Here is an 11773-nt window from a genome sequence, read left to right as displayed (position 1 = left end):
CCCACGTAATCGCCAGACATAAAAAAGCCGCGTCGGGGACGCGGCTTTTTTCGGTTCGGGCAGGCCTTACTTGCGCGCCAGCACCGTGCTGCGCGCGCCCTTGGGCGCGCCCGGCAGCGGGCTCAGTTCGCCGCTTTCCAGCCAGCGGCGCACGCGGGTGGCGTCGGCCATGTGGGTGAACTTGCCGAAGGCGTCCATCACCACGAAGGCTACCGGACGACCGGCCATCACGGTGCGCATCACCAGGCAGTGACCGGCCTTGTCGGTGTAGCCGGTCTTGGTCAGCTGCACGCTCCAGTCGGCGTTGTAGACCAGGTGGTTGGTGTTGCGAAAGCCCAGCACATAGTTGGGGTTGTGGAACGCCTGGGTCTTTTCCGGGGTGGTGCTCAGCTGGCCGAGCAGCGGATAGTGTTCGGTGGCCTTGAGCAGCGTCACCAGGTCACGCGCGGTGGAGACGTTGAGCGGCGACAGGCCGGTGGGCTCGGCGTAGCGGGTGTTCTTCATGCCCAGGGCGCGGGCCTTGGCGTTCATGGCGGCGACGAAGGCCTTCTGGCCACCCGGGTAGTGGTGGGCCAGGCTGGTGGCAGCGCGGTTCTCCGAGGACATCAGCGCCAGTTGCAGCATGTCACGGCGGGTCAGCTCGCTACCCAGGCGGACCCGCGAGAAGATCCCGCGCATGGCCGGGTTCTCGCTGATGTCGATGTCGATGGTCTGCTCCAGCGGCAGCCGGGCATCGAGCACCACCATGGCGGTCATCAGCTTGGTGACCGAGGCGATGGGCGCGACCTGGTCGGGATTCTGGGCGAACAGCACCTGGTTGGTCTTGAGGTCGACGACCAAGGCGTGGTTGGAGGCCAGGCGCTGGGCGGTAGCGGCGGCCGCGGCCTTGACCTTCGGTGGGGTCTGGGCCAGGACGGCCGGACTCAGCCCGACCAAGCCAGCCAGCAACAGGCCGGCAAGTTGATGACAGATCTTCACGGTGGCAGCTCTCAGGAAAGGGGCGGGGTTAGAACAACCGCGAACGGCAATGCGCCTTGCAGATCAAGGACATTGCGCAGAGATTTCACGTCTTTTATCACCCGGAATGTCGGCTGGGAATCCGACAAGGCAGCTTTTTACACAGCGCGCTGGCAAAAAGTCACAATTAGTTGCAGATGGGCGACGGACGGCAGGGATGGCGGAGCGAAAGGGCGCCCGAGAGGCCTCGGGCGCCCGTGGGTCAGTCGTGGGCTTCCTGGGCGGCCGGGCCGAGCATGCTGCCGGTGACCAGGTAGCGTTCGTGCCAGGCCAGCGCCTCGGGCAGTAGGTGCGGGGTGTGCTTGCCATGGCTGCCGGCCAGGGCACGCGCGAAGTAGTCGTCCAGCGCCGGGCGGAAGCTCGGGTGCACGCAATGCTCGAGGATGGCGCGGGCGCGCTGCTTCGGGCTGAGCATGCGCAGGTCGGCCAGACCCTGGTCGGTGACGATCACGGAGACATCGTGCTCGGTGTGGTCGACGTGGCTGACCATGGGCACCAGGGTCGAGATCAGGCCATTCTTGGCTGTGCTCGGCGCCATGAACACCGACAGATAGGCATTGCGGGCGAAGTCGCCGGAGCCGCCGATGCCGTTCATCATGCCGGTACCCATCTGGTGGGTGGAGTTGACGTTGCCATAGAGGTCGGCTTCGAGCATGCCGTTCAGGGCGATGCAGCCCAGCCGCCGCACCAGTTCCGGGTGATTGCTCACCCCCTGCTGGCGCATGATGATGCGCTGGCGCAGGGACTCGGCGTGTTCGAGGAAGCGCTCGATACCCGCCGGGCTCAGCGAGAAGGAGGTGGCCGAGGCCAGCTCCATCTTGCCGCTGATGAGCAGCTCCAGCATGCCGTCCTGGATCACCTCGGTGAAGGCGGTCAGCCCCTCGAATTCACTCGCCGCCAGGCCCTGCATGAAGGCGTTGGCGATATTGCCCACCCCCGACTGGATCGGCAGCAGGTTGGCCGGGATACGGCCCTGGCGCACCTCGAAGCGGAGGAAGTCCAGCAGGTGCCCGGCGATGGCCTGGGAGGCGGCGTCCGGCGCCTTGAACGGGCTGTTGCGGTCGGGGGCGTCGGTTTCCACCACGGCCACCACCTTTTCCAGCGGCACCTCCAGGTAGGGCGAGCCGATGCGATCGCCGGGATGTTCCAGCGGGATCGGCGTGCGCCGGGGTGGCAGGGCACCGTCGGTGTAGATGTCGTGCATGCCGTCCAGGGCATCGGGCTGCCAGCGATTGACCTCGAGGATCACCGCATCGGCCATGTCCAGCCAGGTCTTGTTGTTACCCACCGAGGAGGAAGGCACCAGTCGGCCGTCTTCGCGAATCGCGGCGATCTCCACCACCGCCACGTCGATCTTGCCGAAGAAGCCATAGCGCACCTTTTCCGCCAGCTGGCCCAGGTGGATGTCCATGTACTCCAGGCCACCCGCGTTGATGCGGCCGCGTAGCTCCGGATCGGACTGGAAGGGCACCCGCAACTCGATGCCATCGACCCGCGCCAGCGCCCCATCCAGCTCCGGCGCGGTGGAGGCGCCGGTCAGCACCTTGATGCGAAAGGGCTCGCCGGCGCCGTGGCTGGCGGTGATGCGCTGGGCCAGGGCGCCGGGTACGGCCTTGGGATAACCGGCCCCGGTGAAGCCGCTCATGCCGACGGTCATGCCGTGACGGATGAACTGGGCGGCCTGCTCGGCGCTCTGGCGTTTGGCAGCGAAGCCGGGGTGGCGAATACGGTGGGACATGACGACCTCTGCGGGTGTTATCGAAAGCACACTAAGAATGTGGATTCTACGCCGAAGGGATGCTTAGGTCCCTAAGCAAAAGGTCGGGTGGTGGGGAAATTATTGAGGGAGGAGATGGGTGGGTTCTGTAGGTTGGGTTGAGCGATAGCGAAGCCCAACATGGCGAAGGTTGGCCGAAGTGTCTTGGCTTACCGGTGCCACAGCTGTTTATCGTGGTCTGCTTGTGGCTCTTGTTTCGCCCACCCGGGCGAGTCACTTTTGCCAGTCGCGGCTGCGCGCCCCGGACTACGCGTCCCGAACAAAAGTAACCAAAAACGCTGTCCCCCATGTTTCGGCCCTCCGCTGCGCTCGGCCTCACTGACGGGGACGGGGCGCAAGCCTGGGAATTCGGAGTTCAGGGGTCGTAGCGTGGAAAACCGCGCAGCGTTTTCCACAGGCGGGCACCTAAGCCATCAGTGGACAAGGCTGCGCCGTTGTCCACGCTACGGGCTGCAGCCGACTAAGGTTCTTCAACCAACACTTTCAGGCTGGCGAATCGCCCCGTTCAGGAGGGCGAACGCCAGTGGCGTGGAGTGGGTCGAGCCGCAGGGATGCGGCGAGAGGTCCAGTGGGCCATGGATGGCCCATCTGGACCGACCCCGGAACGGCGCTGGCGTGAGTGGACCCGAGCGCAGCGTAGGGCCGGATGATGGGGCAAGCGTTTTTGCTTACTTTTTTCGCGACTGAAAAAAGTGAGTCGCCCGGGTGGGCGAAACAAGAGCCACAAGCAGGCCACGATAAACAACCAGGGCACCGGTAAGCCAATGCACTTCGGCGGACCTTCGCCATGTTGGGCTTCGCTGCGCTCAGCGCCAACCTACGAATACCGACGTTCGGGATGCCAGGCACCGTTGGACTTCGCTATCGCTCAACCCAACCTACGCCGATCCGCCAGGGTCACCACAGCCCGGGCATTGGGCACTTAAAGCCCAACCTGCCCCCTTACGCCACCATCATGATCCACGGCACCCCAATCCCCAGCAGCACCAGCAGGAACAGCGCTCCGAAGATCGTCCCCAGCCGCCAGTAGTCGGCGCTGGGCAGGTAGCCGCTGCCGTAGTACACCGGACTCGGCCCGGTGCCGTAGGGGGTGATGATGCCCATCAGCCCCAGGGAGGTGCCCAGCAGCAGGGCGAACACCGGCAGGTCAATGCCGGGGATGCCCATGCCGGCGGCCAGCATCACCGGCAGCAGTGCGGTGGTATGGGCGGTGGAGCTGGCGAACAGGTAGTGGGCGAGATAGAAGACCACCACCAGCACCACCATGGCGGTGCCGGCGTGAAAGCCGCCCAGGTGGCCGGCGACCCACTGGCCGAACCAGGCGACGAAGCCGACCCGGGTCAGGCCGTCGGCCAGGGCCACCAGGGTAGCGAACCAGGCGAAGGTGTTCCAGGCGGCCTTGTTGCCCAGGGCGTCGTCCCAGGTGATGACGCGCAGCAGGAGCATCAGCACGATCACCAGGATGCCTACCAGCGCCGGATCGGCCCAGGCGGCGCCGAAGATCCACAGCGCCAGGGCGCCGATCACCAGAGCCAGCAGCAGCTTCTCGTTGCGCGTCAGCGGACCGAGTTCGGCCAGTTCCTTAGCCGCCCACAGCGGCACCTGGTCGTTGCGCTTGATCTCTGGCGGATACAGCCAGTAGGCCAGCAGCGGCAGCAGCGCGAGCAGCAGGATGCCCATGGGCGCGGCGGCGATGAACCATTGGCCCCAGCTGATGTGCACCTGGGCGGTCTTCTCGATCAGGGCGGCGGCCAGCAGGTTGGGCGCCAGGGCGGTGAGGAAGAGGGTGCTGGTCACGCAGGTGGAGGAAATCGCCACCCACATCAGGTAGGAGCCGATGCGCCGGGCACTCGGGTCGTTGGGCTTGGAGTCGTAGAGCAGCGGCAGGTTGCGGATCACCGGGTAGACGGTGCCGCCGCTGCGCGCGGTGTTGGACGGGGTGAAGGGCGCCAGGGCCAGGTCCGCCAGCATCACCGCGTAGCCCAGGGTCAGGGTCCGGCGGCCCATGGCCTTGACCAGCAGCAGGGCGATGCGCCGGCCAAGACCGGTCTTCTCGTAGCCCAGGGCGAACATGAAGGCGCTGAAGATCAGCCAGACGGTATTGTTGGAAAACCCCGCCAGCCCCCATTTCAGCGCCTCCTGGGGCGCCCGGAAGCCAGGCGTGGCCAGTTGCGCCGGACTGAACAGCACCCAGGGTGCCAGCAGCGCCGCGAGGGCCACGCCGATCAGGCCGATCACCGCGCCGGGCAGGGGTTCGAGGATCAGGCCCACCACCACCCCGGCGAACAGGGCGAAGTACAGCCAGGCATGGGCGGGCAGGCCGTCCGGGGCGGGCAGCAGGGCCAGCAGGCCGGTGACGGCGAGGGGTAGCAGGAATTTCCAGGTGTTACGCATCGGGCTCTCGCAGATTCCGGTGGTCTGGGGCAGCCGGCCGTGGCCGGGAACGAATGACGGCTGGCGTAGGGCCCAGGTCGGGCGTGGCCTCGCGCGTCGCTCTCCCTGCATTGGCGCCGTCAGCGGCAGCAAGCTTTGCAAAGGCCGGGCGCCTTTCCCAGCGCCCTCGCCGTGGTCATTCGTCGCAGCCTGGCTGCCTTAGGTTCCCGCAACATTCTTTCGCTATCGAGAATGACTTGCAACAACGCGCGTGCTCTCGTCGTCTCCGATTGCACCCGGCGCCCGGCTCGGCGAACAATCAGGGGTTCCGCCAACGACAACAACACGAGGACGAGCACCATGAAATACCGCCTGGGAGAACAGCGTGTCGAGGCCCATCCCCAGAGTTGGGTCGCGCCCACCGCCGCGGTGATCGGCAAGGTCCGCCTGGACGAGGGCGCCAGCGTCTGGTTCGGCGCGGTGCTGCGCGGCGACAACGAACTGATCCACATCGGCCCGGACAGCAACGTGCAGGACGGCGCCGTGCTGCACACCGACCCCGGTTCGCCCCTCACCCTGGGGCGCGGCGTGACCGTCGGCCACCAGGCGATGCTGCACGGCTGCGAAATCGGCGACGGCAGCCTGATCGGCATCCACGCCGTGGTGCTCAATGGCGCGCGCATCGGCCGCCACTGCCTGGTGGGCGCCAATGCGCTGGTTACCGAGAATACCGTGATCCCCGACGGCTCCCTGGTCCTCGGCGCACCGGCCAAGGTGGTGCGCACCCTCAGCGAGGCCCAGCAGGCGCAGCTGGCGGCCAATGCCCAGGTCTATGTGGCCAATGCGCGGCGCTATCTGGAGGAGTTGTTCGAGCAGGGGGAGTAGGGCGGGCGGCTCTGATCTCCCCTCACCCCAACCCTCTCCCGAGGGGAGAGGGGGCTATCCGAGCGGGAGTTCGTCTCTAGTGACCCAGGCAGGGTTGCGGTCGGCTGTCGCCATCCTCTTCGCTTGCGGCGGACCACTCCCTCTCCCTTCGGGAGAGGGTTGGGGTGAGGGTAAAGCCGCTCAGGTCCAAGCTGGTTGAGCTTCGCTATCGCTCAACCCAACCTACAGGGCAGGCGTAGCGCCATGGCATTCGTGCCAGGCGTGCCCTCACTCCACCCTCCAAGGGAGAGGGGGCTGTCCGAGCAGACTTTTGGCTCCAATTGGCGGCCAGTGAGCATCTACGTCACGGCTTCTCGAAGCGATAGAACAGATTCGGCTCGCTGACCACGTACAGGCGGCCCTGGTCGTCCATGGCCAGGCCTTCGGCCTGGGGCACGCTGCGGCTGAGGCCGTGCTGGCCGCGGAGCAGCGATAGCGAGCTGAGCGGCTGGCCGTCGTCGCCCAGCTCCAGCACCAGCCGCGACTGGTCGGAGAGGGCCAGCAGGTGGCCGGTGCCGGGATCAAATTGCAGGCTGGAGAGGTCGCGCACGAACAGTCGGCGATCGCGCTGCGGATCGGTTCGCAGCGACAGCGCCTGCAGGCCTTCGAAGGCCTCGCTGCCGAGGCCGTCGATCTCGTAGATGCGCACCGGATCGCTCTCCTTGGCGACGAAGAAGCGCTGGCGGGCGGCGTCGTAGGCCAGGCCCTCGTTGCCGCGGTTGTCGCCTTCCACGTCGCTGAGGCTGAAGGGGTGGCTGACACTGCGGTCGTCGATGTCGACCTCGCGGGTGTCGGCGCCGATGCGGACGCGCACCAGGCGTTGGCGCCGTTCCTCGCTGATCATGTAGACGCCGGGCGAGATGTACTCGATGGCTTCGGGATCGCTGAAGCCCTTGAGATCGATCTGGCGCAGCAGCTTGCCGTCGAGGTCCAGTTCGAGAAAGCGCGCCGGCTTGTTGGTGACGCTGACCAGGGTGCGGCGATCCGGATCGAAGCTCAGCGCCGAGACATCGGTGATGCCCTCGCCGATGGGCCGCGCCTCGACGGTGACCCGGTAAGCCGGCAGCCACAGTGAATGGGCCTGGCGGGTCTCGGCGTGCAGCTGGCTCTGGACGTTGAACCAGAGTCGCTCGAACAGGCGGTGCTGCTGGGCCACCAGCGTCAGGGCCAGCAGCAGGGCAGTACCCAGCAGGGCACCGATAAGGCGGAGGGGAAGCAGCGGAAGCATCGTCAGGATCCTTTGACAGGAATGCCGCGCAGCCTAAGGGGGCTACCCTGAATTCAAGCTGAATAGCCGCTCATTGCGCCGGCTTGGACACCTTGCGAAACACGTGGAAGAGATTGGGTTCACCGATCATGTAGAGCGTGCCGGCCTCGTCGAGGGCCACCCCTTCCGGCTGTTCCATGGTCGCCTCCAGGCCATGCAGGCCGCGCCTGAGGCTGATGAAGCTGACCGGCTGGCCATCGGCGGTCAGTTCCACCAGGGTGTGGGACTGGTCGGAGAGGGCCAGCAGGTGACCGGTGCGCGGATCGACCGCCACCGCGGAATAGTCGATCACCAGTTGCTTGGCCGGGAAGGGTTCGAGCTGGCCGCTGATGCCGTGGCCGTCGCTGGCCAGGGTGAAGAGGGCGGCCGGGTCGCGTTCCTTGCTGAGGATCAGCCGCTTCCGCGCGGGATCCCAGGCGATGCCCTCGAAGCCCTTGTTGCCGGCGTCGGGAAAGCCCAGGTCATGGTGTTCGAAGGTAGCGGCATCCAATTCCTGGGCGTCATCCGCCAGCCTGAACAGCGACAGCCGCCGCTGGCGTTCGTCGACGATGGCCAGGCGACCGTCTTCCAAGGCAGTCACGCCCTCGAGGTTGGACACGTTGCGGATCGGGATGCGCCTGAGGATGTCGCCGGTCAGGCTCAGCTGCACCAGGTAGGGGGTACTGCCGGTGACGGTGAAGAGGGTGCGGGTACGCGGATCGTAGGTGAGGTCGGAGGTCTCGGCCTCGGCCAGGCCCGGCAGGGCCTTGCCCTGGATCACCGCCTGGTAGTCCGGCAGCCAGACGGACTGGGCGCGTACCGCCGCCGGGGTGCGCGATTCCTGCCACCAGAGCAGCGCCCGGTCGTTCCAGTGCCAGAGAATGCTGAGGACGACCAGCACCAGCAGGACGAAGGCGGGAAGCAGGCGGAGCAGGAGGAGGCGGGGGAGTCTGGACATGCTGGCTCGGACGGCTTCTTGTCAGGGCGTCGCAGCGGACCAGACGCACCGTCGCCTGGCACCTGCCAAGCGACAGTGGGGAGCCGGGTTTATAGCACGCGGGTTTCGAAGCGGCTAACGTCGGGCAGCTCCAGCACCAGGTCATCGCCCACGTTGAGCGGTCCGACACCGACCGGCGTACCGGTGAGGATGACGTCGCCCGGTTGCAGGGAGAAGTGCCCGGCGATGGTCTGGATCAGCGGCAGGATGGGGTTGAGCATGTCTCGGCTGTTGCCGTCCTGGCGGACCTCGCCGTTGATGGTCAGGCGCACCGGGATGTCGGCCAGGTCGGCAAAGGTATCGCCCGGCACGAAGGGCGCGAGCACGCAGGCGCCGTCGAAGCTCTTGGCGATTTCCCAGGGATAGCCCTTTTCCTTGAGCCGGCTCTGTACGTCTCTCAGGGTCAGGTCGAGGGACGGGGCGAAGCCGGAGATGGCCTCTCGTACTTCCTCGGCGGAGGGCTTCTTCGACAGCGGCTTGCCGATCAGCACGGCGATCTCGGCCTCGTAGTGCACCGAACCCTGATCGGTGGGGATGGGGAAACCCTCCGCCACCGGCATTACGCAACTGGCCGGCTTGATGAACAGCAGGGGTTCGGTGGGAACCGGGTTGTTCAACTCCTTGGCGTGCTCGGCATAGTTGCGGCCGATGCAGACGACCTTGCCCAGGGGGAAGTGGATCTTGGTGCCGTCGAGGTACTGGTGCTGGTAGGCCATCTTGTGCTCCTGGTGAGTGGCGTCTGCCCGCGATCTTAACCAAAAGCGGCCGTCGCGGGGCGTTGCTGGTCGCAAGGCGCTCATGGTCGCGCTGAGAAAGCTTCAGGTCGCAATCGGACCTGCAACAGGCGACGCATGTTAAGATGGCCACCCTTTTCGCCGCGGGCTGCCCTGGCCTGCAGCGCGGCGACATCCTTCTCCCTGGACACTCTGGATTCAACGCAGATGAGCAAGACTTCCCTCGACAAGAGCAAGATCCGCTTCCTTCTCCTGGAAGGCGTCCACCAGTCCGCCGTGGATATCCTGAAGTCCGCGGGTTACAGCAACATCGAGTACGTCGTCAGCTCCCTGCCCGACGCCCAGCTCAAGGAGAAGATCGCCGACGCCCACTTCATCGGCATCCGCTCCCGTACCCAGCTCACCGAAGAGGTGTTCGACTGCGCCAAGAAGCTGGTCGCCGTCGGCTGCTTCTGCATCGGCACCAACCAGGTCGACCTGCAGGCGGCCCGCGAGCGCGGCATCGCCGTGTTCAACGCCCCCTATTCCAACACCCGTTCGGTGGCCGAGCTGGTGCTGGCCGAAGCCATCCTGCTGCTGCGCGGCATCCCGGCGAAGAACGCCTCCTGCCACCGCGGCGGCTGGATCAAGAGCGCGGCCAACTCCTTCGAGATCCGCGGCAAGAAGCTGGGCATCATCGGCTACGGCTCCATCGGCACCCAGCTGTCGGTCCTGGCCGAGGGCCTGGGCATGCAGGTGTTCTTCTACGACGTCATCACCAAGCTGCCCCTGGGCAACGCCCAGCAGGTCGGTTCCCTGACCGAGCTGCTCGGCATGAGCGACATCGTCACCTTGCACGTGCCGGAAACCCCCGCCACCCAGCTGATGATCGGTGAGCGCGAGATCCGCGCCATGAAGAAGGGCGGCATCCTGATCAACGCCGCCCGCGGCACCGTGGTCGACCTCGACGCCCTGGCCGCGGCCATCAAGGACGAGCACCTGATCGGCGCCGCCATCGACGTCTTCCCGGTGGAGCCGCGCTCCAACAACGACGAGTTCGTCTCGCCGCTGCGTGGCCTGGACAACGTCATCCTGACCCCGCACATCGGTGGTTCCACCGCCGAGGCCCAGGCCAACATCGGCCTGGAAGTGGCCGAGAAGCTGATCAAGTACAGCGACAACGGTACCTCGGTGTCCTCGGTCAACTTCCCCGAAGTGGCCCTGCCGTCGCACCCGGGCAAGCACCGCCTGCTGCACATCCACCAGAACGTGCCGGGCGTGCTGTCGGAGATCAACCGTGTCTTCTCCGAGAGCGGCATCAACATCTCCGGCCAGTACCTGCAGACCGACGAGAAGGTCGGCTACGTGGTGATCGACGTCGACGCCGAGTACTCCGACCTGGCCCAGGAGAAGCTGCAGAACGTCAAGGGCACCATCCGCTGCCGCGTGCTGTTCTAAGCTAAGCCGCCAGGCGACATGAAAAAGCCCCGGTCGGGTTCGCCTGACCGGGGCTTTTTTGTGGACTGAGTGCGGGGGATCGTTGGACTTCGCTGTGCTCAACCCAACCTACGGGAGCCTGGTAGGTTGGGCTGAGACGGCTCCATCGTCGAAGCCCAACACCGCGTAGCCTGGATAACGGCGCAGCCTTATCCACCGAGCACGTACGAACCTCCCGGTGGAAAACGCTGGCGCGGTTTTCCACGCTACGGACGACTCAGCTGCGCGCTAGGCGCTCCACGCCCTGGGCGGTGCCCAGCAGCAGCACGTCCGCCGGGCGGGCGGCGAAGAGGCCGTTGGCGACCACGCCAACGATGTTGTTGATCCTGGCTTCCAGGCCCACCGGGTCGACGATGTGCATGTTGTGCACGTCGAGGATGACGTTGCCATTGTCGGTCACCACGCCGTCGCGGTATTCCGGGTCGCCGCCCAGCTTCACCAGCTCGCGGGCCACGTGGCTGCGGGCCATGGGGATGACTTCCACCGGCAGCGGGAATTCGCCGAGCACCTCGACGCGCTTGCTGGCGTCGGCGATGCAGATGAATTTGCGCGCCACGGCGGCGACGATCTTCTCGCGGGTCAGGGCCGCGCCGCCGCCCTTGATCAGGTTCAGGTGGCCGTCGGCCTCGTCGGCGCCGTCCACGTAGAACTCCAGGTCGCTCACGCCGTTGAGGTCATAGACGGTGATGCCGTGGCTCTTCAGCCGGTCGGCGGTGGCCTGGGAGCTGGCCACGGCGCCGTCGAATTCCAGCTTGTGCTTGGCCAGCAGGTCGATGAAGAAGTTGGCGGTCGAGCCGGTGCCCACGCCGACCACGCTGTCGCGGGAGAGCTGGGGAAGGATGAGGTCGACCGCGGCCTGGGCGACGGCCTGCTTGAGCTGGTCCTGATTCATGGGGATATCCGCAGAAAAACGGGTGGAGGGTCGCCGATTATAGCCGCTCGGACGGCCTGGCTAACCTACCCTGGGGTGCCCGTAGTAGACTTTTCGCCCCCGCCGCACCCACCGGATTGCCCCGCCGATGCTCGAACAGTACGTGAAGAAGACCCTGCTCGCTCCCGTCTACGACGTGGCGATCGAAACGCCCCTGCAACCAGCGCGGGCGCTGTCCGAGCGACTGGGCTGCCAGGTGCTGCTCAAGCGCGAAGACCTGCAGCCGGTGTTCTCCTTCAAGATCCGCGGTGCCTATACCAAGCTGGCCAGCCTCTCGACCGAGGAAAAGGCCCGCGGG

General features: G+C 66.2%; 10 protein-coding genes. 3 read left to right on the top strand and 7 right to left on the bottom strand.

What is annotated here, in order from left to right:
• Window positions 1-66: 66 nt before the first annotated feature.
• The 3 genes from pbpG to FSV73_RS22410 all read right to left on the bottom strand — a co-directional run bounded on the left by pbpG (window position 67) and on the right by FSV73_RS22410 (window position 5188).
• Complete coding sequence (gene pbpG, locus FSV73_RS22420; RefSeq protein ID WP_145011718.1) at window positions 67-978, bottom strand: D-alanyl-D-alanine endopeptidase; 912 nt, start codon at window positions 976-978, stop codon at window positions 67-69.
• 241 nt (window positions 979-1219) lie between these two features.
• The gene (locus FSV73_RS22415; RefSeq protein ID WP_145011715.1) at window positions 1220-2755 is read right to left on the bottom strand and encodes an acetyl-CoA hydrolase/transferase family protein; all 1536 of its coding nucleotides are present in this window, start codon (window positions 2753-2755) and stop codon (window positions 1220-1222) included.
• Between the two features lie 981 nt (window positions 2756-3736).
• Window positions 3737-5188, bottom strand: a complete 1452-nt coding sequence (locus tag FSV73_RS22410) for an anion permease (RefSeq protein ID WP_145011712.1) — start codon at window positions 5186-5188, stop codon at window positions 3737-3739.
• A 339-nt stretch (window positions 5189-5527) separates the two neighbouring features.
• Here FSV73_RS22410 and FSV73_RS22405 point away from each other — a divergent pair, with 339 nt between their 5' ends.
• A complete protein-coding gene (locus FSV73_RS22405) occupies window positions 5528-6052 on the top strand; it encodes a gamma carbonic anhydrase family protein (protein WP_145011709.1) in 525 nt (174 codons plus the stop codon).
• Window positions 6053-6395: 343 nt separating this feature from the next.
• Here FSV73_RS22405 and FSV73_RS22400 read toward each other — a convergent pair whose 3' ends face one another.
• The 3 genes from FSV73_RS22400 to FSV73_RS22390 all read right to left on the bottom strand — a co-directional run bounded on the left by FSV73_RS22400 (window position 6396) and on the right by FSV73_RS22390 (window position 9050).
• A complete protein-coding gene (locus FSV73_RS22400; RefSeq protein WP_145011706.1) occupies window positions 6396-7319 on the bottom strand; it encodes an SdiA-regulated domain-containing protein in 924 nt (307 codons plus the stop codon).
• 70 nt (window positions 7320-7389) lie between these two features.
• The gene (locus tag FSV73_RS22395) at window positions 7390-8295 is read right to left on the bottom strand and encodes an SdiA-regulated domain-containing protein (RefSeq protein ID WP_145011704.1); all 906 of its coding nucleotides are present in this window, start codon (window positions 8293-8295) and stop codon (window positions 7390-7392) included.
• A gap of 89 nt (window positions 8296-8384) precedes the next feature.
• Window positions 8385-9050 carry a fumarylacetoacetate hydrolase family protein gene (locus FSV73_RS22390; protein WP_145011701.1) on the bottom strand — a complete coding sequence of 222 codons (666 nt, stop codon included), beginning with the start codon at window positions 9048-9050 and terminating at the stop codon, window positions 8385-8387.
• Window positions 9051-9275: 225 nt separating this feature from the next.
• On the opposite strand from FSV73_RS22390, the gene serA reads away from it, so the two are divergent.
• Entirely contained in the window at window positions 9276-10505 is a 1230-nt protein-coding gene (gene serA, locus FSV73_RS22385; protein WP_145011697.1) for a phosphoglycerate dehydrogenase, read from the top strand.
• A gap of 256 nt (window positions 10506-10761) precedes the next feature.
• Here serA and rpiA read toward each other — a convergent pair whose 3' ends face one another.
• Window positions 10762-11436 (bottom strand): ribose-5-phosphate isomerase RpiA, encoded by a 675-nt coding sequence (rpiA, locus tag FSV73_RS22380; protein ID WP_145011695.1) that lies wholly within the window; start codon window positions 11434-11436, stop codon window positions 10762-10764.
• 127 nt (window positions 11437-11563) lie between these two features.
• On the opposite strand from rpiA, the gene FSV73_RS22375 reads away from it, so the two are divergent.
• A partial coding sequence (locus tag FSV73_RS22375) for a pyridoxal-phosphate dependent enzyme (RefSeq protein WP_137283166.1) occupies window positions 11564-11773 on the top strand: 210 nt, incomplete at its 3' end.

The sequence above is a fragment of the Pseudomonas oryzihabitans genome (assembly GCF_007665395.1).
Classification (GTDB): Bacteria; Pseudomonadota; Gammaproteobacteria; order Pseudomonadales; family Pseudomonadaceae; genus Chryseomonas; species Chryseomonas psychrotolerans_C.
The sequence above is the reverse complement of the archived record's forward strand: the minus strand, read 5'-3'. Positions and strand labels throughout refer to the sequence as shown.

What these genes read in the sequence shown, in the direction of transcription:
- rpiA (WP_145011695.1), bottom strand. Translation starts at nt 11,436, where the DNA reads ATGAATCAGGACCAGCTCAAGCAGGCCGTCGCCCAGGCCGCGGTCGAC.
- FSV73_RS22415 (WP_145011715.1), bottom strand. Translation starts at nt 2,755, where the DNA reads ATGTCCCACCGTATTCGCCACCCCGGCTTCGCTGCCAAACGCCAGAGC.
- FSV73_RS22395 (WP_145011704.1), bottom strand. Translation starts at nt 8,295, where the DNA reads ATGTCCAGACTCCCCCGCCTCCTCCTGCTCCGCCTGCTTCCCGCCTTC.
- FSV73_RS22410 (WP_145011712.1), bottom strand. Translation starts at nt 5,188, where the DNA reads ATGCGTAACACCTGGAAATTCCTGCTACCCCTCGCCGTCACCGGCCTG.
- FSV73_RS22405 (WP_145011709.1), top strand. Translation starts at nt 5,528, where the DNA reads ATGAAATACCGCCTGGGAGAACAGCGTGTCGAGGCCCATCCCCAGAGT.
- FSV73_RS22390 (WP_145011701.1), bottom strand. Translation starts at nt 9,050, where the DNA reads ATGGCCTACCAGCACCAGTACCTCGACGGCACCAAGATCCACTTCCCC.
- serA (WP_145011697.1), top strand. Translation starts at nt 9,276, where the DNA reads ATGAGCAAGACTTCCCTCGACAAGAGCAAGATCCGCTTCCTTCTCCTG.
- FSV73_RS22400 (WP_145011706.1), bottom strand. Translation starts at nt 7,319, where the DNA reads ATGCTTCCGCTGCTTCCCCTCCGCCTTATCGGTGCCCTGCTGGGTACT.